The sequence below is a fragment of the Enterococcus sp. S86.2 genome (assembly GCF_059834485.2).
Genome location: NZ_CM206813.1, coordinates 159089 through 181343, shown reverse-complemented (window position 1 = coordinate 181343; position 22255 = coordinate 159089). Strand labels below are relative to the sequence as shown.

Here is a 22255-nt window from a genome sequence, read left to right as displayed (position 1 = left end):
CCTCTCTTTAGAAAATTCCGCAGTACTTCGTCTGATCAACGCATTATTATTCAACTGAAACGAGCACTTTCCTGCCTGGGATTAACTAGTTGCATCCCGCAGGCTAAAAGTTTATTTTATAAAACTTGTTGTAAATGTGCTAGCGCTTTTTTTCTACCTAAAAGTTCAACAGTATCTGGTAATTCTGGACCATGTGTTTGACCAGAAACAGCAACTCGGATTGGCATAAATAGATTTTTACCTTTTACACCAGTTTCTTTTTGTACTTCTTTAATTGCTGCTTTGACACTTGGTGCATCCACAGTAGCCATTGCTTCAAGTTTTGCTTTAAAGGCTGTCAGTACTTGTGGTACTGTTTCTCCTGCTAAAACTTCTTTTGCAGCATCGTCTAAAACAGGATGTTCTGTAAAGAACAATTCAGACAATTCAACGATTTGCGCAGCATAACTCATTTGTGGTTGATACAAGGCTACGATTTTTTTCACCCGTTCCATGTCTTCAGCAGACAAATCTTCTGCTATACGTCCGGCTTTTTTAAGGTAAGGTAGACACATATCTGTTAAAACGTCTAAGTCCATTGCTTTAATGTAGTGGTTGTTGACCCATTCTAATTTTTTGGCATCAAAGGCTGCTGGCGATTTGCTCAAACGATTTGGATCAAACATTTTAATCAATTCGTCTTGGCTAAAAATTTCATCTTCGCCTACTGGTGACCAACCTAATAAAGCAATAAAGTTAAACATAGCTTCTGGCAAGTAGCCTAATTCACGGTATTGTTCGATAAATTGTAGAATCGATTCGTCCCGTTTGCTTAATTTTTTACCAGTTTCAGAATTAATAATTAAGGTCATATGGCCAAATTCTGGTGCTTTCCAGCCAAATGCTTCATAAATCATTAATTGTTTTGGTGTGTTGGCGATATGATCATCCCCCCGTAAAACGTGGGTGATTTTCATCAAATGATCATCCACAGCAACGGCAAAGTTGTAAGTTGGCATGCCATCACGTTTTTGAATAACAAAGTCGCCGCCGACATTATCCGATTCAAAGGTGATTTCACCTTTCACCATATCGTGAAATTGATATTCAGTATTTTTTGGTACGCGGAAACGAATAACTGGTTTTAAACCTTCTGCTTCTTTTTTTGCTTGTTCTTCTGGCGTTAAGTTTGCACATTTACCAGAGTAGTGAGGCATTTCGCCACGAGCACGTTGCGCTTCTCTTTCTTCTTCTAATTCTTCAGGGGTACAGTAACATTTATATGCCCGGTTTGAAGCAAGTAATTGATCAATTAGCGGTTGGTAAATATCGGCTCTTTCTGATTGACGATAAGGGCCGTATTCCCCCGGATTTGCTGGGGATTCATCCCAGTTCATTCCCAACCATTTTAAATTATCCAATTGGCTTTTTTCGCCGTCTGCAATGTTACGCTTTGTATCCGTATCTTCAATGCGGATAATGAAATCTCCACCATTATGGCGGGCAAATAAATAGTTGAATAGCGCTGTTCTGGCATTACCAATGTGTAAGTGTCCAGTTGGGCTTGGTGCGTAACGCACGCGGATTTTAGTCATCTAATCGCTTCCTTCGAGTTATTTTCAAGTAGGGTAACAGCCAACGCCGCAATCGCTTCATTGCGACCAACAGGCCCTAATTGTTCCATTGTTGTGGCTTTAATACTAAGCTGATTTTCTTTTAACTGACAAATTTCACAAAGCACTTGCCGCATTTTGGGAATAGAGTCCGCAAGTTTCGGCTGTTCAGCTAGAATTGTACAATCAATATTGTGAATAGTAAAGCCAAGCGACCACGCTTTTTGCAAAACTATCGTCAATAGTTTGGTGGAAGCGGCATTTTTTACTGTAGGATCACTAGCAGGAAACATCTGACCGATATCGCCTAAACCTGTCGCTCCTAAAAGTGCGTCAATAATCGCATGGGTCAAACAATCCCCATCGGTCACCCCAGCTAAACCGAGCTTTTGCGGGTGGGTAATTTGGATGCCACCTAAAATTAACGGCCGTCCTTTCACCAAGGGATGTAAATCATAGCCCTGCCCAATTCTAAGCATTTTTGCGGCCTTTATTCCGATTTTTTTGATTGCCATTTTGACTGTTTTGATTTTGATTGCCATTATTTGTCGGATTGTTATTTGTATTAGCTGCATCTTCTGCTTCGGCTGCATTTTCAGGCTTCACGTCATCAATACCACGACCAGAATGTGCCGGTTTAGCAAAAATCATGCGACCAGCGGCCGTTTGTAAGGCACTGGTTACCACAACTTTGATTCGTTCATTCATATAGTGCTGGCCATCTTCTACGACAACCATCGTGCCGTCATCTAAATACGCAACCCCTTGTTGGCGCTCAGTGCCGGCTTTAACTAACAAGACATCCATTGTTTCGCCTGGAATAACGACTGGTTTAACCGCATTGGCCAACGCATTGATATTTAAAACCGGAACATTTTGAAACTCAGCGACTTTGTTTAAGTTGTAATCATTTGTGACCACGACCCCATCCAAAAGTTTAGCTAGTTTAATCAGTTTGCTGTCAACTTCTTGAATATCTTCAAAGTCACCATCATACATCTCAACTGAAATATCTTCTTCTTTTTGTAAAGCATTCAAAATATCCAAGCCGCGGCGTCCCCGCACCCGTTTTAGACTATCACCAGAGTCGGCAATATATTGCAATTCGTATAAAACAAAATTAGGAATTAAAAGTGTCCCTTCTAAAAAGCCGGTTTTGGCAATGTCGTAAATGCGACCGTCGATAATGACACTTGTATCCAAAATCTTATAGCGGTGAAAAGTATCCCCTGCTTTACGTTCTAAAATTTGTTGTTGGGTTTCTTCTGTTTTCTTGGATTTCGGTGTGAAAATTTTCTTCCACTCGTCAATTCGTGTTACCCCCACTTGAAAACCAAAATAACCCAGTAAAATCATCACGAAAAACGGCAAGAAACTCGTCACAAAAGGAATATTCAAATTGTACAAAGGAATTGAAATAATCATCCCAATCATCAAGCCGATAATCGTCCCAATCGCACCAAAAAGCAGATAGGTTAGACTAATTTCACTTAATTTTTTCTCAATATAAGACAAACCAGCAGAAATATAACGCTCCAATACCAACGCGAATAAAAAGAAAATAATTGCGCCAATCAAAATGTTGGTAAAGGGATTGTTTAGCCACTGATTGCCGGTCATTCCGATCGTATCCCACGCCATGGGTAAAAATGAAGCTCCCAAACTTGCGCCAGCTACGACCATTAATAAGATAATGATCCGTCGTTGCATAACAAAACTCCTCCGATTTTTTTGCTACTGAATTAGAAAAGATAAAAAGGTGAAAAAGCGATCTCATCTGCCTACCTTTTCAAAATCAGTGCGACTTTCTTAACTTGCAGCCAGAAAGAAGAATATAACAATTTTTAACTAAAAACTTTTTTTAATGTTTCTGCCAGTGTTGCAACACCGACAACTTGAATACCTTTTGGTGCATCCCAACCGCTTAAATTATTTTTAGGCAAGTAAACTTTGGTAAAGCCCAGCTTTTGTACTTCTTTGACCCGCTGTTCAATATTAGATACCCGTCTAATTTCACCGGTTAAACCAATCTCACCAATAAAACATTCCGTTGGGCTGGTGCCTTTTTCCTTGTAGCTAGACGCAATTGCTACTGCAACAGCCAAATCAATGGCTGGTTCATTTAATTTCACACCACCGGCGGCTTTCAAGTAGGCATCTTGATTTTGCAACAATAGTCCGGCGCGTTTTTCTAAAACAGCCATGATTAAGGAAACGCGATTGAAATCCAGTCCGGTAGTGGTGCGCTTGGCATTGCCAAACATCGTCGGTGTGACCAGTGCTTGAATTTCAACTAAAATTGGGCGACTGCCTTCCATCGCTACCACAATCGCAGAACCTGTGGCGCCCGCCAAACGCTCCTCCAAGAAAACTTGGGAAGGATTGGCCACTTCATGCAAGCCATCTTCATGCATTTCAAAAATACCAATTTCATTGGTGGAACCAAAACGATTTTTTACGGCCCGCAAAATGCGGAACGTGTGATGCTTTTCGCCTTCAAAATACAAAACGGTATCCACCATATGCTCTAACATTCTGGGCCCGGCAATGGAGCCTTCTTTTGTCACGTGACCAACAATAAAAATAGCAATACCATTGGACTTGGCGATTTTTAACAATTCAGCCGTTGTTTCCCGCACTTGCGAAACACTTCCGGCCACACTCGTCACGTCGGGCTGTGTCATAGTTTGAATCGAGTCGATGATGACATAATCTGGGGCTAAATTTTCAATTGCGCGGGAAATTTCGTGCATATCTGTTTCCGCGTACAAATAAAATTCGGTGTTAATGGAGCCCAAACGTTCGGCCCGCATTTTTATTTGCTCGGCACTTTCTTCACCGGAAACATATAACACTTTTCCACCTGATTCTGCCAACTGCTGCGAAACTTGCAAGAGCAACGTTGATTTCCCAATGCCGGGGTCCCCGCCGATTAACACCATCGAGCCCGGCACCACACCGCCACCTAAAACACGGTTTAATTCTGCTAATTTCGTTTTAACCCGTGGTTCTTTTTTCGGGATAACATCGGCAATTTTCGTAGGTTTCGTTTTCTCACCAGTTAAACTGGTACGTACGCGGCGATCTGTTGTATCTTGGATGACCACTTCCACCATTGAATTCCAACTACCGCAATTGGGACATTTACCGAGATATTTTGGTGAGATATAGCCGCAATGTTGACATTCAAATTGGACTTTTGGCTTTTTAGCCACAATCATCCCTCCATTTTATTTTAGCATACCAGAGGTATTCCCCCTGTACTAAACGTGTCTTTTTACTTATTTGATGAACCAAAACCACCCGTACGCACAGATGCAGTGTCATCTTGGTCAGCTTTTAGAAATGGCAAGAAAATCCCCTGCCCAATTCGCTCGCCTTTTTTAATCACGACATCCGCTAGACCAAAGTTAGTGAATTGAAACATAATATGCCCTTCATTATCAGGATTATCATAGTAATCACTATCAATAACCCCGACACCATTGGTTAAAACCAAAAAGCGTTTTAACGGATTGCTAGAACGATTAGCCAACTGTAAAAATTCTTCTTGTCCCATGTAAGCCTTAATTCCGGTCGGAACTAAAATAGGCTTCAAAAATTTACCGCCATCTTTAGCAGCTTTCAAAGCTTTTAGCCCGCTTACTAAGCCTTCGTGCCAAATACTTGGAATGACAACATCTTGGGCCGCTTCAAAATCATAACCTGCCGCATGATTGGTTGCCCGCTTTGGCAAGGAAATATCTTGATCTAAAAAATGTGAAACTACTTCAAAACCTCGTGTACGCAAATGAGTACCTCCTAAAATTGCAATCAAATGAAAAATAATTTTTTAATCTTTACAGGGAGCTGTGACATTAATATAATTACAGCCCTTATTTACGGATAAACGGTGGTCCAGAAATAGCTTTTTTGGCAACAAGAGGAAATTTCACAAAAATTTGTGGAACAATTTTTGAAAAATCCCCGTCTTGGTTTAAAAGCTGAACACTTCTGTCCCAACCTCTTGCAAATCTGCTTATTTTACATAACGTTATTTTAGCATAATTAGCGCATTTTTTTATGAATTCAAAACAATAATACGAAAAATTTCGCAAATTCCATATAATCTTCAAAAATCAGTCCTTAAACTTATTTCTTTCTTATTTTTCATCTGTAAAAATTCGTTTTTTAAGATCGTAAAATTTAGCTTTTATCCCGAGAGAAAAAAACAAAAATGACCCATAAAGACGATCGTTTTAGGAAAACAACAGGTGAAATTTTTAACAAAACCAAGTACAATGAATAAAAACTAGCGGTAAATTAGGATTTTAAATCAAGCTTACGTCTACTTGCAATTGGTTGTTGCTAAAATAAGAGCGCAACGCAGACGCGGCAAAAATTTTTTCCTACACTGCCTTTACCTACAACTTCACAAGGAGTAATGATATGGAACGTGAATTTTTAAAAACCGCTCAGCGGATTGTCATTAAAATCGGTACCAGCTCCCTGATTTATCCCAACGGCAATATTAATTTAGCTGGCATTGATCAATTGGCTTTTGTTTTAACGGACTTAAAAAATAGAGACAAAGAAGTCGTCTTGGTTTCTTCTGGCGCAATCGGCGTGGGGATGAATAAGCTTCACCTAAAAGAACGCCCCGCCACAATTCCAGAACAACAGGCCGTAGCCGCGGTGGGGCAAGCAGAATTGATGAACATTTACAATCAGCGTTTTTTGACCTACAGCCAGCAGACCGCCCAAGTGTTACTAACCCGAGACATTGTCGAATTTCCCGAAAGTCGCAAAAATGTGGTCAACACCTTGGAACAGCTCTTAAAAATGGGGATTATTCCCATCATCAACGAAAACGATACTGTCGCTATTGATGAATTGGATCATCAAACCAAATTTGGCGATAACGACCAGCTTTCAGCCATTGTAACCCAGCTTGTTAAAGGGGACTTATTGGTGATGCTGTCTGATATTGACGGATTTTATTCTGGCAATCCTGCCAAAAATAAAAACGCGATTTTATTTCATGCCATCCACGAAATAACACCGGAAATTTGGGATTTCGCTGGTGATAAGGGCTCGAAATTCGGCACTGGCGGTATGATCAGTAAATTAAATGCTGCAAAGCGAATTTTAGCCACTGACAGTGCCATGGTTTTGGCTAACGGCCAGAAACCACAAGTTATTTTCGATATTTTAGCCGGCAAGCAAATCGGCACGCTTTTTTGCCGGGCCTAACCTTTATTGGCTAACTAAAATATCCTGCTAGTAACACTACCTTTGCGACTTTCTTTTTACTAGAACTTATGCTTTCAAGTAAACTTGCTCGCATTTTGCATAAAAGGTTCTATAATAATGGCAACCGAGTAAACAGTTTGACTATCTACGTGACAAAAAATAAAAAGGCATGCTGTAAAAACGCTAAAAGGAGGAAAAACATGTTTGATTTAACCGTTTTAGGGCAACAGGCTAAAAAAAGTTCCCGGCAATTGGCACTCATGTCCACAACACGCAAAAATGAATTATTGGAATTAATGGCACAAGCGCTTTTGGCTAATAAGACAGATATTTTAGCTGCCAATCAAAAAGACTTGGACAACGCAAGTGATAACGGTATCTCAGCTGTGATGCAAGATCGCTTGCGCTTAACTAGCCAGCGTATTGAGGAAATGGCGAGCGGTATCCGCCAAGTTATTTCATTGGCTGATCCAATTGGTGAAGTGGAAAAAATGTGGAAAAATACGGATGGTTTGATGATTGGGCGTCAAAAAGTGCCTTTAGGGGTCATCGGCATCATTTACGAATCACGGCCAAATGTGACCACCGATGCAGCGAGTTTGTGTTTTAAAACCGGCAACGCTGTGATTTTACGTGGTGGCAAAGAAGCCTTTTATTCCAACCAGATTTTAGTAGCTGTGTTACAAAACGCCTTAAAAAGTGCTGGCGTTGATGAAAATGCGGTGCAATTTGTCTCTGACACAAGCCATGATGTCGCCAACCAAATGATGCGGCTAACCGAATACTTAGATGTTTTGATTCCTCGTGGCGGCGCAGGCCTCATTCGCCGCGTCAAAGAAACAGCAACAGTACCCGTAATCGAAACTGGCACTGGAAACAATCATATCTACGTGGATAAAGATGCGCAATTGGAAATGGCGATAAAAATTACCGACAACGCCAAAACACAACGACCTTCTGTTTGTAACGCTGCTGAAACCTTACTAATTCACCAGGACGTTGCCGCCGAATTTTTGCCAAAAATTGCGGCCAAATTAGCAGAACATAACGTTGAGTTACACGCTGATAAAAGAGCAATCGCCTACTTACCACAAGCCGTTGCGGCCAAAGAAGAAGACTGGTCAACAGAATATTTGGACTACATTATGGCTGTTAAAGTCGTGGATTCCATCGATGAAGCCATTGATCATATTAATCGCTACAATACCAAACACTCAGAAGCAATTATCACGGATAATTACTTCGCTAGCCAAAAATTCTTAAACGAAGTAGACGCAGCCGCAGTTTATGTGAATGCTTCAACCCGCTTTACCGATGGTTTTGTCTTTGGCTTTGGTGCTGAAATTGGCATTTCCACCCAAAAACTACACGCCCGCGGGCCAATGGGCTTAGAAGAGTTAACCTCTACCAAATACATCATCTACGGCGACGGCCAAATCCGGGAATAAGAAAAGAAAAGCTTTTCAAACGTGTTTAGCTTCCAAGCATTAAGATGAAATTTCAATAAATTGTTCTTCAAATTTCTTGGAATTTTAGCTTAAGGCCGCAGGAAGTTCGTTTGAAAAGCTAGATCAAAAAGCAAGACAAACTCGTTTAGTCCGCAAAAATTAAGTTTAATCCTGTGATTTTCAACAAAAAACACGAAAAAATTGTACTATCCTTCAAAAAGTGAGGTTTAAAGGCTGCTTTTTGCGGGTATGATACAAATTTTTCGTGTTTTTTAATTTTTAAATTCAAGCTTAAACCTTTTGCAACAAGCTACGAATGGCTGCAATTTTTTTTGCATCCAATTTTTTTAAGCGCAAGCAACTCTTACCCATGTTGCTTTTTTTAAAGACATCCTCATATTTGGGTAATAAGGGTTCCCCCGCTTCTTTAGGGAATAAATACAAATTTACCGTCTTTTCATACTGTTTTAAAGAAACTTTAGGTACGCCATCAGCTTCTAGCGGAAATAGCCAGCCCAAACCAGTAAACTTGCCCACGGTGTATGTTTTACCTTTTTCTTGCAATTCTTCTTCAATAATTTGAATTAATTTTTGATATAACGTATCCATTTCAGCAGCTCTTTTCTATTTAACCCAACCAACCCTTCAAGCCAATATTATTTAGCCAGAGTATAACGTATCTGCCTTGTTTCCCCGAATTCTTTGCCTTGGTGGGGTAAAATTTAGTTTTTACGTTGCCGCCAAATCGCTAATAATGCCAGAATGCTGCCTAAGCCAAAAGCAAAAATATTACGCAAACTTTTGCCCGTAAATTTACTGCCTGCTCTTTGATTTAGGTTCGGTTCAACGTGGGGGGATAAAACCGGTGGCGTCTTAAGTGTCGGATTAGTAGTATTTTCTACTGTATTGTTCAACACCGTAGCTTGTGGTAGCACTTGTGTGGTTGGGATAACAAAATTCCCGCCAATATTCAATGCGAAAAGCACTAAAAAACTCGTTAACAATTTACTCATGCTACCACCCCTTTCACTTTTAAATTCATCTTCATTTATTGTAACAAAAAGATTAGATTTTTTCTAATCTTAAATTCATTTGTTAGCTATCAAAATTTTAAATAAAATAAAAAATATTGATTTAATCGCAAACAAAATGAAATCCAGCAATAAATTTCTTTAATCAGATTTTAAAAATAATACCGATTTCTTTTCTAATTTTCGTAATCGCAGGCAAAAGAGGTTACAATTGTTTCATGTGAAACATTGTCTCTTAAACGTAACAAATTCTTACTAACAAGCATAAGAAAGGAAATAAAATGACATATTCTGTGAGTGAAGGCCTATTTGTGATTTTTATTACTTTAGTGGGAATGGGATTTTTACTGGGACTGACCTGGAAAGTTCCCTTTCAAAAAACAGACTACTTTTTATTAGCTGTCACAATTATCTGCTATGTATTCGATACGATTTGGTGGTGGTTTGACCTCCATTTTAAATGGAGTGATTGGTATTTTACATTTCACGGTCACAGGGAACAGGTAACGATTTTCTTTATTGTCGCCGCGATTAGTTTTTGTTCTTTAATTGTGCTTCGTTTTAAAAAATTGAAAAAAATCTGAATAAAAAAACCGGCGTGCTGACTATTGAAGTAGACAGATACGCCGGACTATTTATTTTAATGTTCTGGTGCTGTTGCTTGTGAATGCATGACTTTTAAGCCTGGTAACGTCAGCATCACGGCTAAACTAAGCAAATAGATGACCGACAAGAAAATAATCACGGTCACCAAGGAATAGTGATCCATCAAAAAGCCAATTACAACCGATGAAAAACCACCAATTGCCCGCCCAACGTTCATGATGAAATTATTGGCTGTCGCCCGAATCGTGGTCGGATATAAGCTACTGATAATCGCTCCATAACCGCCGTACATGCCATTAATGAAGTAGCCGACAATTACCGCTGCTGCTAGTAGCGTCCATTTATCGTGGGCTAAAACAATTAAAAAGACGGAAGCAGACGAGCAAATCAAAAATACACCATAGGCTAAACGCGGCCCTAATTTATCCATCACCGTGCCAAAGGTCATCATCCCAAGACACATGCCTAAAATTGTACTAATCATCCACAAAGAAGAACCCGAAACAGACAAGTGCAGCTGCTTTTGCATAATAGAAGGCAGCCAGTTCATTAAACCAAAATAACCAGCAATTTGTACTGTGACCATTAAACTTAAACCAACTGTTTGCCAGGCTGTTGCTTTGTCAGCAAAAAGAAGTGAGAATTTTCCTGCGCTTTTATCTTTGTGACTCACCGCAAATGATTCTGGTTCTTTTAGTCCTTTGCGAATATCCAAAACCAAAAGAACAGGGATAACCCCAATCACGTATAGCATTTTCCAACCTAGTAGCGGAATGATAAGAGAAGCTAAAACGGCGGCCAAAATAGCCCCTACTTGCGCACCAATTGCAGCCGTTGAGGTTGCGCGTCCCAGATGTTTCTTTGAAAAAGTCTCTGAAATAAGTGACATACAAGCGCCGTATTCACCACCGGCACCAATGCCGGCAATAAAACGGAAAAGATAAACGAGATAAATATTTGAAGCAAAAAACATTAATACCGAAGCTAATGAAAAAATAATAACGGTTTGCGAGAAAACTTTAACGCGACCAAATTTGTCGGCTAAAATACCGAAAATAATGCCCCCTACTAACATACCAAGATTGGTAATCGTAGAGATAAAGCCAGCTTGGGTGCCTGTGATGCCAAAAGTTGTAATCATAGTCGACAAGGAGAAGGATAAAAACATGATATCCATATTTTCTAGAGCAATCCCCGCTGAGGTAGAAACCAATACTTTTCGTTGATATTTTGACATAAAAAACACCTTTCTTAAATCCGACGCTGACATTTAGCATTTATTTACGACAGTAGAAGGAATTTTGGGCAAAAAAAATTTGTGGCGTTTTACCGCTGCCAATTTTTTTCACATCATTATTTTTCTATCGCGCCATAAACGGCTGAAGGTGCGTGGGATTTTTAAAAGATTTTACCCTTATTTGGCAGAAAAACAAGGCGCTTCTGACATTTCCATGTTAGGTTTTGTTTTTTAAAGTAAATCAGTTTACGTCATTGTCCTAGAAAACTTTCAGAAAATTACCCTTAATTACACATAGCAAAAATCTCATTAAACTTTTTTTCTTCTAATAAAAAAACAAGTGATTTTCTTCTTTGTTTGTGAAGATTTATACAATGATTTTTCTGCGGTATTTACTTCTCTTTGCTCTACCTTGACGCAGCATTTTTTTCTCCGTATGCTTAAAAAAGGAGGTGGGGAAAATGTATTCGATGTTAAAAAAGATTATTACTGAAAAGGACTTGCACCGCCAAATTCGGCTATTGGAGCAGTTACTCCAGCAGCCGCAAGTCACTGCTAAAAAATTGGCACAGCATATTGACACGACTGAGCGAACTGTTTTTGCCGATTTACAAATCATGCGGGAAAATTTACCGGCCAATTGGCAAATTGAAACAGATAGTGCAGGCATCGCCTTAAAACCTCAAAAAGACGCCTTAACTAATGAGCTGTGGGAGGTTTTCTTGCCCCATTCCATTAGTGTGCAATTCATTAAAGCACTGTTGTTTCAGCCTGATTTAGCCGTCAAACCTTTTTTGCGCCAGACCGGTGTCTCCTATGAAACGCTAAAACGTCATACGCGTAAAGTAAACACCGCTTTAAAGGATTATCATTTACAAATTAAATTGACTAGTACACAGGCCACTTTTCTGGGAGCAGAAAGTAGTATTCGCCTTTTTTATCACCGTCTCTTAGTCCCTTTTACCCATAATAATTATTTCTTTGTCGATTATGCTGTCCACGAAAGTCATTATTTTGATTTTTTAAATCACGTTTCAAAAGCCCAGATCAAGGCTGAAACAGAAGAAATTTTTGGTGTTTGCTGGTTTTTCATTAACACAATTCGCAATAAAGCGGGCTGTGCCATTAATCAAATTTCTTTTCAAACCGATCCCTTATTTTCCCTTTATATCCCCTTGTTAAAAGATCTTTATCAAAAAGAAGGGGTCTATTTGCAACAAAATGAATTATTTTTTGCTTTTTTCTGCTTTTTGGAAAGCTGGAATTATAACAATACCTTTGGTGTGAAGCTAAAGAAAACATTGCAAGAAAACTACGCGAATTTAAGAACAGCTATAAAAGAATTCGTGCAGCAATTAGCCTTAAAATTACAAGAACCATCTCTAAAAGATACTTTATTAGCAGAAAACTTGCTACTATTGCTTTTAAAATATGACGAGTCCCCTGAATTATCCGCTCAGTTTGAATCAGATTATCAAAAAGCACTGCCAAAACAAATAACAGCAACTACTAATTTGTACCAAGAAAATTTAGCTTTGCTACACCAACACACAAATGGATTGCCCGCAAAAAAAGAACCAGCCTACCTGCTTCATTTAATGGCCCTTTTGCAACAACAGGCTCTTTTTTCACTGGATAAAAAAACGCGAACGCTTTATTTTCTTTTCCAAAGTGAGCCGGCTTGGAAAACCTTTGTGGAACAAGAACTCAATGACTATTTAGGTAAGCGTATTATTTTAAAAACCATTGAAGTAACAGATTTAAAGATCTTAAATTTTGGGATTAAAGATTTGATTGTTTCTAACTTTCCTTTAGATAAAGCGCCACTGCCGGTTTTTTATATCTCAACTACCCCAACCAAAAATGAGCTCCGCCAATTAGCCGAGCTCACTTATGAAAGTTATTTATAGTTAGCTTGCGTCTTGAACAGCGAAACTTTTAACCCAGCGCCTGGTCAGCCACTTTTCTACTTCAACAATCCCAAATAAAACAGCGACGTTGGTTAAGACGAGTAATTGTTGGGTTAAATTCAAGCTGGTTGTACCGATTAAATTCTGCGCAAATGGTGCAAAGACCACGGTTGTTTGCAGCACCAACAAGAGGGCTAGTGAAATAAACAACGCTTTATTTTGCAGCATACTTTTATTAATGGCCGGATTTAACAACTCGCGGCAATTTAACATATATACCGCCTGTGACATGACAATTGTTTGTAATAAAATCGTCTGCTGTAATGCGGTCCCTTCAAATTGCAAAGCAATAAAGTAAGCTGGCAGGACGATCACGCAGGAAACATACACAATTCGAAACAGACTGTAACCATTTAAGATACCTTCATTTGCTGCTCGCGGCGGACGATTCATCGTGTCTTTGCTGGCTTTTTCAAAACCTAATGCATACGAAAGGGTGATGGTTGTCACCATATTGACCCATAAAATCTGTACGGGTGTCAGCGGTAACGGCTGATTTAATAATAAAGCAATGACGACGATCAACCCTTGTGATAAGGCCGATGGTAAGAAAAAGTTGATGGTTTTTTTCAAGTTATCAAAAATACGGCGTCCTTCTTTTACTGCTTTGGCAATCGTATGGAAATTATCATCTGCTAAAACCATATCCGCGGCCTGCTTTGTGACTTCACTTCCTTTGATCCCCATTGCAATCCCAATATCCGCTTTTTTTAAGGCTGGCGCGTCATTCACCCCGTCACCGGTCATCCCCACAACTTCACCATTATTTTGTAACGCCGTGACAATACGCAACTTGTGATTAGGCGTAGTGCGGGCAAAAACATCCACTTTTGTCACGACTTGAGCCAATTGCTCATCGGTTAATTGATCAATCTCAATTCCTTCTAAAACTTGATCCGTATGTTTTAGCCCAATTTCTTTTCCTATCGCTTGGGCGGTATCTTTGTGATCACCGGTAATCATTTTAACTGTAATTTTTGCTGCTTGGGTTTCTTTTACAGCGCGAATGGCACTTTCTTTTGGCGGATCGATGATCCCAGCAATGCCAACAAAATCAAGCTTCGTTAAAACCTCGTGGGTTAATTCTATTTGGGCATCTATTTTTTTAGCCGCAAAGGCCAAGACCCGTTGCCCTTTTTTTGCCAGTTTGGATGCCTTTTTTTGCCACGCGGTTACATCTGCTTGCGATAACTGTGCTTTAGCCAGTAAAACTTCTGGTGCGCCTTTTACAAAGACGATATTTTCTGTTGCCGAAAACGGATGTAATGTTGCCATATATTTGTAGCTAGAGCTAAAGGGTAATTTGCCAATTTGCTTTTTCAAAGTCAAATTTTCAGCCGCCACATACTGCAACAAAGCTAATTCAGTAGGATTCCCTTTTAATTGTGTGACCGCTTGATCGTCTTGTAACTTCAAATCTTGACAGTTATTCATAATCTCCATGAGTAAAGATTCATCATTGCTGCTGGTTTTGACTACAGTCATTTCATTTTTGGTTAACGTTCCGGTTTTATCTGAACAAATCACCGTCATAGATCCTAATGTTTCGACTGAAGGCATGCTTTTGATGATCGCATTTTCTTCGGCCATCTCTTTTACCCCTAAAGATAAAATCATCGTCAAAACTGCCGGTAATCCTTCTGGAATCATGGCAACAATTAAAGCAATCATAGCAGAAAACAATACGTTCATTTCCATACCGTAAAGAAATGTCGTAAAGAATACTAGAAATAAAATCAACACCATGATGCCGCGGAAGATTTGCTTATTTAGCTGATGCATTTTTCGAACGAGCGGTGTCGTGGTACCTGTAACAGACTGCAACGCCTGATTAATTTTGCCAATTTCTGTGTCATTGCCGGTTGCAACCGCAACTGCCAATGCCGATCCTGCTTGCACCAACGTCCCAGAAAAGACCATGTTCTTTTGATCACCCGCCATTACTTCTTGGGAAATTGCGTCTTCATTTTTTTCCACTGCTTCAGATTCACCGGTTAAAATCGCTTCTTCTACTACGAGCTCGTGGACTTCCACTAAGCGTAAGTCCGCAGGTACCACATCCCCTGCTTTTAAATAGACGATATCTCCAGGCACAATGGAAGTTGTTGCGATCGTTTCTTTTTGTCCGTCAATCAAAACTACTGCCTCTTGACTCATCATCTGCTTTAAGCCATCCAAAGATTCTTCGGCTTTGCGCTCTTGCCAGTAGCCGACAAAACCATTCACCACTACGACAAGTAAAATAATGCTGCCTTCAACATAGTCGCCGGTCACAAATTTTAAAATTGCCGCAAAGAGCAAGACGAGCATCAGTAAATCCGTAAAATGTTTTAAAAACTTTTGCCAAGGTTTTACCTGCTTACTTTCTGCAATTTTGTTTTCACCATATTTTGCTAGCTGCTGTTGGCGATTTTTTGTTAAACCAGCAGGGGTACTGTTGAATTTTTGTAAAACTTGTTGGGTCGTTAATTGATACCATTTCATTGGCATATCCTCCTAATAAATATTTTAAGCACTTGCTAATGGCAAGTTCTAGCCGACTGCCTTTTATGATGCCCTTTCTTTTTAGGCAAGTTCATCGTAGTTGTGCCAAGTAAAACTCACTTTTTTTTGCTGCTTTATTTGTTGATACCCTTATTATAGGGAGAAAAAAATTTTTAAACCGCCGATAATTTCAGTGGCAACTGAAAAAAATGTGCCGCAGCCTTTGCTGAAAGTTAGCTTAAAAAAATGATCCCAAACAAAAAAAGACCTGCGCCCTGTTGGTCACAGATCTAAAAAAAACAGTTTAGTATACTTGCTACTTTGCGCCAACTTTTCAGGTTAATCTTGTAGGACAATCACCTTTCGCCGTCGGTACATTTGCCTTAATAAATAGACGCCAACCACTAAACCAACCGGAAAAATAATGCCGCCTAAAATACCAAACCGCAGCTGATTGTCCGCAGCAGCAGAAACAAAGCCCACTACCGTTGGCCCGATGGAACAGCCCAAATCTCCCGCCAAAGCTAAATAAGCAAATAAAGCTGTGCCGCCATTTGGAATCGTTCTGGCCGTCAAACTAAACGTGCCCGGCCACATAATACCCACTGCCAAACCACTTAACGCACAACCCAAAAAGCCAAAAGGCGCACTGGTGGAAAGACCGATTAACAAATACGATGCCACACATAAAATACCACTGATCGTCATAAAACGCTGCAACGCTAATTTATGACCATATTTCCCATAAAAAATGCGGGATAGTCCCATCATAAAAGCAAATAATAAAGGGCCAGCTAAATCTCCCACCACTTTTGAAACGTGCAACCCTTTTTCAGCAAAAGTTGAGGCCCATTGACTAACCGACTGCTCACTTGCACCAGCACAAACCATCAAACCAAGAAATAACCAAAAGCTTTTCAACTTGAATAATGCTTTAATGCTGAGCCCCGCTCCTTCTGCTACTAAAGGACGAAGCGGTACTTTGGTAAAAAACAACGCATTACAAAAAGGCAAAATTGCCCATATCACAGCCAGATAAGGCCAGTTTTCAATCCCTAAAAAGGCAATGAAAAAAGTGGAAAGTCCCACGACGCCAACAACACCCCAGCAATAAAAGGAATGCAGTAAACTCATGGTTTTCTCTTTATGATCTGTTGGACAGGCTTCTACAATTGGACTCACTAGTACTTCTAATAAGCCGCCCCCAATCGCATACAAACTCACCGCAGCCAACAGCGCGATAAAAGGTGTGGCAAAAATTATTGGAAAAAGCGCCAATCCCACTAACCCCGCACCAGCAAAAAGATGTGCTGCCACGATGGAAATGCGATAGCCAATTTTATCCACAAAAAAGATTGCCGCAAAATCTATGATTAATTGCAATAAGAAATTAAAGGTCACCAAAAGCGTAATTTGGGTTAAGGGAATATGAAACTGTGTTTGAAAAGTTAAAAATAATAATGGGGCAAAATTATTGACGACCGCTTGCACGATGTAAGCCAAAAAACAGGCGTAAATCGTTTGTTGATAATTTTTCATTTGATCTCCTAGACAAAAGTTCCCACGACACGTGAACTTTATTTTTTTAAATCGCTTACTTTGACTGTAGCACAGCTTTCAGCAATGCAAAAGACTTTCTTAGCTTTTGTAACAAATCCTGCCAGCTCTTATCTGCCAGCGCTTGTAAAATTATCCTCATGGTATCAGCCATAATATTGTGACTAATAAAAAACGCAACAAAAGATTCGCTAGCTTCGCTAAAAATTTGCTACGTTTTGATTTACCGCAAAGTAAAAGCATGTACACATTTTCAACAGCGTCTTTAAGGATGCAAGCGTTAAGTTTGAAAATTTTCTGAAATGGCAGTATGATAACAGTGGAATTTCGTTATCAACTTAGTTGCCTTTCGTAAGCAAACAAAAGAAAGGAGAATGAATATGACATTCTATAACACACAAGTACCTTATCGGGTAACTTTAGACACCAAGTTGAACTTGTTTATCGTTTTTGACCAACGCAACAGTAATCACTTTGCTACCGGTGTAACGATTGAACAAGCGGTTCAAGAATTACAAAAATCTGCATAAGGAGTTCAAATCCCATGGAAGATTCCAGTTATTCTTAAAAAGCAGCTGCAAATTTATGTGCAGGTGCTTTTTTGTTGTCTAAAATTTTAAATTCGCTAAGTTCCCTTTGGAAAAAAAGCTCAGACTATGCTTTTTTCATAAAACGCGCTACATTAAAGACAGATAAGGCAATGGTAACTGTAAAGGAATAAAAAAAATGAGGTGCAAGATGACAAAAACAGTTTTAATCACTGGCGGAAACACAGGCCTTGGTTTTGAAAGTGCGCGGCGCTTAAAAGCAGCCGGATTTGAAGTTTACATCACCAGTCGCAGTGAAGAAAAAGGCGCAAAAGCGGCAGCACAATTAGCTGTCCACTATCTCGTCATGGATGTTACCGATGAAAAATCAGTGGAATTAGCGGCGGAGCAATTTGGCAAAAAAGCAGCCAAATTAGATGTTTTAATCAACAATGCAGGGATCCCCGGTGAGATGCGCGCAATAAAAGAAGTGGATGCAGCCTTAATGGAACGGGTGTTTAATACAAATGTATTTGGCATCGTCCGCACAACGCAAGCTTTTTTACCTTATTTAGAAAAAGCGGCAACGCCGATTATCGTCAATGTTTCCAGTGGTGTCGGCTCCTTTAGCAAGCAAACCGATCCTAAAACCTTGGAATCAAAAGTCATTTCGCCAGCCTACGCTGCCTCAAAAGCCGCGGTGTCCATGCTGACGTTACAATATGCAAAAGCGTTACCGAATATGCGGGTAAATGCCGTTGATCCCGGCCCTACAAATACAGGGGGGAATTTTAAGCGCGGCGCTCAAAATCCCAGCGAAGGAACTGACGCTATTTTCAAAATGGCAACACTAAGTAAAGATGGTCCTACGGGCACTTTTGTTGATCGTAATGGTATTTTGGGCTGGTAAACCCGCAATGAAACCTACCCAAAAGAAAAATTTGGCTTAATTTATCTGCGCGTGTTTTTTGCCGCTATATTTATCCGCTTTTTAAAAAGCATCCCTTTATGCAGCAGCAGTCTGAACATAAGATTTTTTATTTTTTTAACTAAAAAAGGCTCTGACAGTATAGATCAAGCTGATCTTTACCCAGAGCCTTTTTTTGTCTTGTCGCTATTTTTATTTTTCTAAAGGCTTCACTTCAAATTCTGTTTTTTCCAAATTGAAAAGCCCGATAGAGATCTCGTTGACTTGGGCAAATAAAGCCGTTAGATCGCAGTTTTTCTTATCGAAAGTTTTCTTTTCTTGCTGAGTTTGAAAGGTGATCTTCCGCGGTGTTTCTTTGACCGCAATTTTCCTATCGCCTTTTTGATAAATTAGGATATCGTCAAAATCATCCTCTACATAGCTTTGCCGCCACTGGTTTTTTTGCGCCAACGCCATCATTAAAGAAGCCATGTCCAATTCTTCTAACGAGGTGATCGTGCCATCTTCAAAAGTTAAATCATACGTCGCCATGGTAAAAGGCTGACAAGCATTGCAGCCCCCTTGGGTATAAAACTCTTCGCTGGTGATTACTGCTTTCATGTGCATTACTCCTTTTTTACTGATACAGATAATTTTGTTTTATTATACCGCCCTTTATTTTTTTTGAATAGCAGATTTTTTCGTTTGCTTACACGCTAAAAAAACAATCCGCTTTTAATCGTAAAATCAGTTTTTAAACTAATTTTACGACTAAAAGACGGATCTTGCTTAGATATGTGGCTTAGTTTTGCGCAACAAAAACTTTCATACGCTCTAGCGCTTCTGCTAAAATTCCTCTTGGTGTGCCGATATTTAAGCGGACAAAATTTTCACCGTCACTGGCATAATTGGTTCCCGGTTCAATAATGACACCCCCGCTTTTTGCCAATGGTTCGACAATCTCTAAGGCTGTTTTGCCGGTTTTGGAAATATCAATCCACGGCAAGTATGACGCGGTCATTTCCATTAATTCCCAGCCCGGCAAATTTTCGGCAATAAAAGCTTTGGTGTAGCGGTAGTTTTCGCGAATGTAGTCCGTCATAGCTTCCAGCCAATCTTCACATTCATTGTAGGCGGTAATGATTCCTACAACCCCGAATAAATTCGGCGAAGTAATGGAATTCATTTCCAAACGATGACGAAATACCTGCCGCAATTTTTCATTTGGAATAATGGAATAAGAAGTTTTCAAACCGCCTAAGTTAAAACCTTTGTTAGGAGATGTCAACACGATCAGATTATCGTGGTATTCTTTTGACAGCTGCAAAGCCGAAACAAATTTTCCAGTTAAAATAATTTCTGAATGCACTTCATCACTGACAAAAATTGTGCCGTATTGGCGACATAATTTGGCCACTTTTTCAATTTCTTCTATGTGCCACACGCGACCAGACGGGTTATGCGGAGAACAAAATAAGAAAACCCGTGGTCGTTTGGTGCGTAATTGTTCTTCTAATAAAGTGTAATCAATTTCATATTGCCCATTGACGATTTTAAGCGTGTTGGCCACCACATTAATCCCGTTATGCTCTGCGGCATAACGAAATGGATCGTAAACAGGTGTGTTCATGATCACCGCCTCATTGGGCTGGCAAAAAGCTTGATACAAATAATGAATGGTCGAAACAGTCCCATAAGATAAGGTAATCCATTCTTTTTTAACTTGATTATTGTGGCGGCGTTTATGCCAATTAATGACCGCCTCATAAAATTCATCGTAAGCATAGGTGTAGCCGTATGCGCCATTTTGTGCAATTTTCATAAAGGCTGCGTTAATTTCTGGCGCTGCCGGAAAATCCATATCCGCAATCCACATCGGAATACAGTCTTTTGGCGTACCAGGATATTTACTTTGAATAATTTTTTGATCCCATTTTCTCGCATGGTCAATGGTGCGATCTGCCATTTGGTCAAATTGATAGTCAACTTTCATCATGCTGGGCTCACCATAATTTCTTCAATCCCGTTTTTCACCGTCTGTACTTGGGCACCAATAACCACTTGGACATTGTGATCATCTAATTCTACGATTGCCAAAGCACCCGCTTTTTTCAAGGTTGCTTTATCCATCAAGCTCTTATCTTTTAATTGCAGGCGTAAACGCGTAACACAATTATCCAAGCTGGTAACATTGGCACTGCCACCTAGAGCGTCCAAAATAATACCTGGATCGTAAATTCCATTGCCTTTTGTAAATGTTTTGGGTTTTGCTGTGACACCATCTGCCAATGTAACTTCCTCTTCTTTTTCCCGTCCAGGTGTTTCTAAATTGTGTTTCAAAATGTACCAACGGAAAACAAAGAAGTAAACAGCAAACCAAATGATCCCTACTGGAATCAACAAGTACCATTTTGTTTCATTGCCTTGCATGATCCCAAAAATCAACCAATCTAAAATCCCGCCGTCGGTGTTGCCGATATTTACACCGATTAGACTCATTACCATCAACGCTGCCCCAGACATAACGGAGTGGAATAAATACAATCCTGGTGCTAAGAATAAGAACAAGAATTCAGTTGGTTCTGAAATTCCGGTAACAACCGCCACTAAAACTGCTGAAATTAAAATGCCCTTAATGCCCGGACGATTTTTCTTATAGGCAGTTAAATAAATCGCTAAACAAATGGCAGGCAAACCAAACATAAAGGTTGGCATGAAACCTTGTGAAAGAAAAGCAGTCGCTTGGTGAGATATCGCTTCTCCTGCGTTTAATTGGGCATAAAAAATATTCAATGCCCCTGAAATTGGCTTGCCGTCAACAACTTGAGTCCCGCCAGCTTCTGTGAAACGAACCAATGCAAGTAAAATATGATGCATCCCAAAAGGTTTTAATAATAATACGCCTAACCCATATAAGAACGGACCGAAAATACCCGCACCTTGAATCCCATTGCCCAATGCTTCAATGCCCGATTGCAATACTGGCCAAGTAAAAGGTACCACTAAGCCAACCAAGCCCAAAACTAAAACGCTAACAATTGGAATAAAGCGAATACCGCCAAAGAAAGAAAAGGCATCTGGTAAGCGAATATCTTGGAATTTTTCTTGCAATAGATAGACGATTAGACCAACAATAATCCCACCTAAAACGCCCATTTCAATACTTTGAATACCTAAGACCATGTTTTGGCCGGCAATTTTCATACTAGCAGCATCTGCTAATTCACCGCGATAATTCAACAAAAAGTTAATGGATAAATTCATGGCCACATAACCGGCAAAAGCTGAAATGGCGCCTACACCTTTATTGCGTTTGCACATTCCAAAGGGAATTGCCATGGCAAACATAACTGGCAAATAAGTAAAACCAAAGCCACCAACTGTATTCATAAAACTAAAAATAAATTGAATAATATCATTGCCTAAAAAAGGTAATTTTTCAATCATTGCCTCTGAAGTTACCGAACTGCCTAACCCGACTAAAATCCCCATAAAAGCTAGTGTTGAAACGGGGAACATGAAGGTTTTCCCCAACTCTTGTAAAAAGCTTAAAACTTTCGTCCTAAGTGATCGTGATACTGTCGCTGCGTTGCTCATTTTCTTTCCTCCTAATTTTGATTGTTCACTTTTTCAAATTTTTTAAAACAGCTTTTCCACTTTTTTA

19 protein-coding genes and 1 other annotated feature (1 of these 20 only partly in view) are annotated in these 22255 nt (G+C 39.7%); of the genes, 6 read left to right on the top strand and 13 right to left on the bottom strand.

What is annotated here, in order from left to right; genetic code table 11:
* Positions 1–48 (bottom strand) — a binding site (T-box leader) (it extends 153 nt beyond the left edge of the window).
* Between the two features lie 68 nt (positions 49–116).
* The 5 genes from gltX to AC6R0T_RS00755 form a co-directional block, all read right to left on the bottom strand.
* Positions 117–1574 carry a glutamate--tRNA ligase gene (gene gltX, locus AC6R0T_RS00775; RefSeq protein WP_206903055.1) on the bottom strand — a complete coding sequence of 486 codons (1458 nt, stop codon included), beginning with the start codon at positions 1572–1574 and terminating at the stop codon, positions 117–119.
* Positions 1571–2071, bottom strand: a complete 501-nt coding sequence (gene ispF / locus AC6R0T_RS00770; protein WP_303753614.1) for a 2-C-methyl-D-erythritol 2,4-cyclodiphosphate synthase — start codon at positions 2069–2071, stop codon at positions 1571–1573. Before ispF ends, gltX begins: the two co-directional genes overlap by 4 nt.
* Positions 2064–3302, bottom strand: a complete 1239-nt coding sequence (locus AC6R0T_RS00765; RefSeq protein ID WP_303753615.1) for a PIN/TRAM domain-containing protein — start codon at positions 3300–3302, stop codon at positions 2064–2066. The genes ispF and AC6R0T_RS00765 overlap by 8 nt, the downstream gene beginning before the upstream one ends.
* Before the next feature lie 134 nt (positions 3303–3436).
* The gene (gene radA, locus AC6R0T_RS00760) at positions 3437–4807 is read right to left on the bottom strand and encodes a DNA repair protein RadA (RefSeq protein WP_206903053.1); all 1371 of its coding nucleotides are present in this window, start codon (positions 4805–4807) and stop codon (positions 3437–3439) included.
* Between the two features lie 62 nt (positions 4808–4869).
* Positions 4870–5382, bottom strand: coding sequence for a dCTP deaminase/dUTPase family protein (locus AC6R0T_RS00755; RefSeq protein ID WP_303753616.1), 513 nt, complete (start codon positions 5380–5382; stop codon positions 4870–4872).
* Between the two features lie 638 nt (positions 5383–6020).
* On the opposite strand from AC6R0T_RS00755, the gene proB reads away from it, so the two are divergent.
* On the top strand, positions 6021–6824 hold the full coding sequence (proB, locus tag AC6R0T_RS00750; protein ID WP_206903051.1) for a glutamate 5-kinase: 804 nt from the start codon (positions 6021–6023) through the stop codon (positions 6822–6824).
* A gap of 200 nt (positions 6825–7024) precedes the next feature.
* Positions 7025–8272, top strand: a complete 1248-nt coding sequence (locus AC6R0T_RS00745; protein ID WP_206903050.1) for a glutamate-5-semialdehyde dehydrogenase — start codon at positions 7025–7027, stop codon at positions 8270–8272.
* 291 nt (positions 8273–8563) lie between these two features.
* On the opposite strand, the gene AC6R0T_RS00740 is transcribed toward AC6R0T_RS00745, so the two are convergent.
* Positions 8564–8881: a hypothetical protein gene (locus AC6R0T_RS00740; RefSeq protein ID WP_303753617.1), complete on the bottom strand. Its 318-nt coding sequence runs from the start codon at positions 8879–8881 to the stop codon at positions 8564–8566.
* 113 nt (positions 8882–8994) lie between these two features.
* The gene (locus AC6R0T_RS00735; protein WP_230709663.1) at positions 8995–9285 is read right to left on the bottom strand and encodes a hypothetical protein; all 291 of its coding nucleotides are present in this window, start codon (positions 9283–9285) and stop codon (positions 8995–8997) included.
* A gap of 299 nt (positions 9286–9584) precedes the next feature.
* Between AC6R0T_RS00735 and AC6R0T_RS00730 the strand changes: the two genes are divergently transcribed.
* Positions 9585–9887 carry a hypothetical protein gene (locus AC6R0T_RS00730; protein WP_303753618.1) on the top strand — a complete coding sequence of 101 codons (303 nt, stop codon included), beginning with the start codon at positions 9585–9587 and terminating at the stop codon, positions 9885–9887.
* 56 nt (positions 9888–9943) lie between these two features.
* Here the strand turns inward: AC6R0T_RS00730 and AC6R0T_RS00725 are convergent, their stop codons facing one another.
* Entirely contained in the window at positions 9944–11146 is a 1203-nt protein-coding gene (locus AC6R0T_RS00725) for an MFS transporter (protein ID WP_303753619.1), read from the bottom strand.
* 461 nt (positions 11147–11607) lie between these two features.
* On the opposite strand from AC6R0T_RS00725, the gene mafR reads away from it, so the two are divergent.
* Positions 11608–13056: a global transcriptional activator MafR gene (gene mafR / locus AC6R0T_RS00720; protein ID WP_500559740.1), complete on the top strand. Its 1449-nt coding sequence runs from the start codon at positions 11608–11610 to the stop codon at positions 13054–13056.
* On the opposite strand, the gene AC6R0T_RS00715 is transcribed toward mafR, so the two are convergent.
* Together AC6R0T_RS00715 and AC6R0T_RS00710 are read right to left on the bottom strand one after the other, a co-directional pair.
* Positions 13057–15600, bottom strand: a complete 2544-nt coding sequence (locus AC6R0T_RS00715) for an HAD-IC family P-type ATPase (RefSeq protein ID WP_303753620.1) — start codon at positions 15598–15600, stop codon at positions 13057–13059.
* Positions 15601–15939: 339 nt separating this feature from the next.
* A complete protein-coding gene (locus tag AC6R0T_RS00710) occupies positions 15940–17139 on the bottom strand; it encodes an MFS transporter (protein WP_206903044.1) in 1200 nt (399 codons plus the stop codon).
* Positions 17140–17537: 398 nt separating this feature from the next.
* On the opposite strand from AC6R0T_RS00710, the gene AC6R0T_RS00705 reads away from it, so the two are divergent.
* Together AC6R0T_RS00705 and AC6R0T_RS00700 are read left to right on the top strand one after the other, a co-directional pair.
* Complete coding sequence (locus tag AC6R0T_RS00705; protein ID WP_173102006.1) at positions 17538–17687, top strand: hypothetical protein; 150 nt, start codon at positions 17538–17540, stop codon at positions 17685–17687.
* A gap of 208 nt (positions 17688–17895) precedes the next feature.
* On the top strand, positions 17896–18594 hold the full coding sequence (locus AC6R0T_RS00700) for an SDR family NAD(P)-dependent oxidoreductase (RefSeq protein ID WP_303753621.1): 699 nt from the start codon (positions 17896–17898) through the stop codon (positions 18592–18594).
* Positions 18595–18804: 210 nt separating this feature from the next.
* Here AC6R0T_RS00700 and AC6R0T_RS00695 read toward each other — a convergent pair whose 3' ends face one another.
* From AC6R0T_RS00695 to malX, 3 genes are all read right to left on the bottom strand, one after another.
* Complete coding sequence (locus AC6R0T_RS00695) at positions 18805–19212, bottom strand: DUF4809 family protein (RefSeq protein WP_303753622.1); 408 nt, start codon at positions 19210–19212, stop codon at positions 18805–18807.
* 181 nt (positions 19213–19393) lie between these two features.
* Complete coding sequence (locus AC6R0T_RS00690) at positions 19394–20587, bottom strand: MalY/PatB family protein (RefSeq protein WP_303753623.1); 1194 nt, start codon at positions 20585–20587, stop codon at positions 19394–19396.
* Positions 20584–22188: a maltose/glucose-specific PTS transporter subunit IIBC gene (malX, locus tag AC6R0T_RS00685; protein ID WP_206903041.1), complete on the bottom strand. Its 1605-nt coding sequence runs from the start codon at positions 22186–22188 to the stop codon at positions 20584–20586. The genes AC6R0T_RS00690 and malX overlap by 4 nt, the downstream gene beginning before the upstream one ends.
* Positions 22189–22255 lie beyond the last annotated feature (67 nt).

Bases quoted from the DNA above. Each gene is read 5' to 3' on its own strand.
- gltX (WP_206903055.1), bottom strand. From the start codon at position 1,574: ATGACTAAAATCCGCGTGCGTTACGCACCAAGCCCAACTGGACACTTA.
- ispF (WP_303753614.1), bottom strand. From the start codon at position 2,071: ATGCTTAGAATTGGGCAGGGCTATGATTTACATCCCTTGGTGAAAGGA.
- AC6R0T_RS00765 (WP_303753615.1), bottom strand. From the start codon at position 3,302: ATGCAACGACGGATCATTATCTTATTAATGGTCGTAGCTGGCGCAAGT.
- proB (WP_206903051.1), top strand. From the start codon at position 6,021: ATGGAACGTGAATTTTTAAAAACCGCTCAGCGGATTGTCATTAAAATC.
- AC6R0T_RS00745 (WP_206903050.1), top strand. From the start codon at position 7,025: ATGTTTGATTTAACCGTTTTAGGGCAACAGGCTAAAAAAAGTTCCCGG.
- AC6R0T_RS00740 (WP_303753617.1), bottom strand. From the start codon at position 8,881: ATGGATACGTTATATCAAAAATTAATTCAAATTATTGAAGAAGAATTG.
- AC6R0T_RS00735 (WP_230709663.1), bottom strand. From the start codon at position 9,285: ATGAGTAAATTGTTAACGAGTTTTTTAGTGCTTTTCGCATTGAATATT.
- AC6R0T_RS00730 (WP_303753618.1), top strand. From the start codon at position 9,585: ATGACATATTCTGTGAGTGAAGGCCTATTTGTGATTTTTATTACTTTA.
- AC6R0T_RS00725 (WP_303753619.1), bottom strand. From the start codon at position 11,146: ATGTCAAAATATCAACGAAAAGTATTGGTTTCTACCTCAGCGGGGATT.
- mafR (WP_500559740.1), top strand. From the start codon at position 11,608: ATGTATTCGATGTTAAAAAAGATTATTACTGAAAAGGACTTGCACCGC.
- AC6R0T_RS00715 (WP_303753620.1), bottom strand. From the start codon at position 15,600: ATGAAATGGTATCAATTAACGACCCAACAAGTTTTACAAAAATTCAAC.
- AC6R0T_RS00710 (WP_206903044.1), bottom strand. From the start codon at position 17,139: ATGAAAAATTATCAACAAACGATTTACGCCTGTTTTTTGGCTTACATC.
- AC6R0T_RS00705 (WP_173102006.1), top strand. From the start codon at position 17,538: ATGACATTCTATAACACACAAGTACCTTATCGGGTAACTTTAGACACC.
- AC6R0T_RS00700 (WP_303753621.1), top strand. From the start codon at position 17,896: ATGACAAAAACAGTTTTAATCACTGGCGGAAACACAGGCCTTGGTTTT.
- AC6R0T_RS00695 (WP_303753622.1), bottom strand. From the start codon at position 19,212: ATGAAAGCAGTAATCACCAGCGAAGAGTTTTATACCCAAGGGGGCTGC.
- AC6R0T_RS00690 (WP_303753623.1), bottom strand. From the start codon at position 20,587: ATGATGAAAGTTGACTATCAATTTGACCAAATGGCAGATCGCACCATT.
- malX (WP_206903041.1), bottom strand. From the start codon at position 22,188: ATGAGCAACGCAGCGACAGTATCACGATCACTTAGGACGAAAGTTTTA.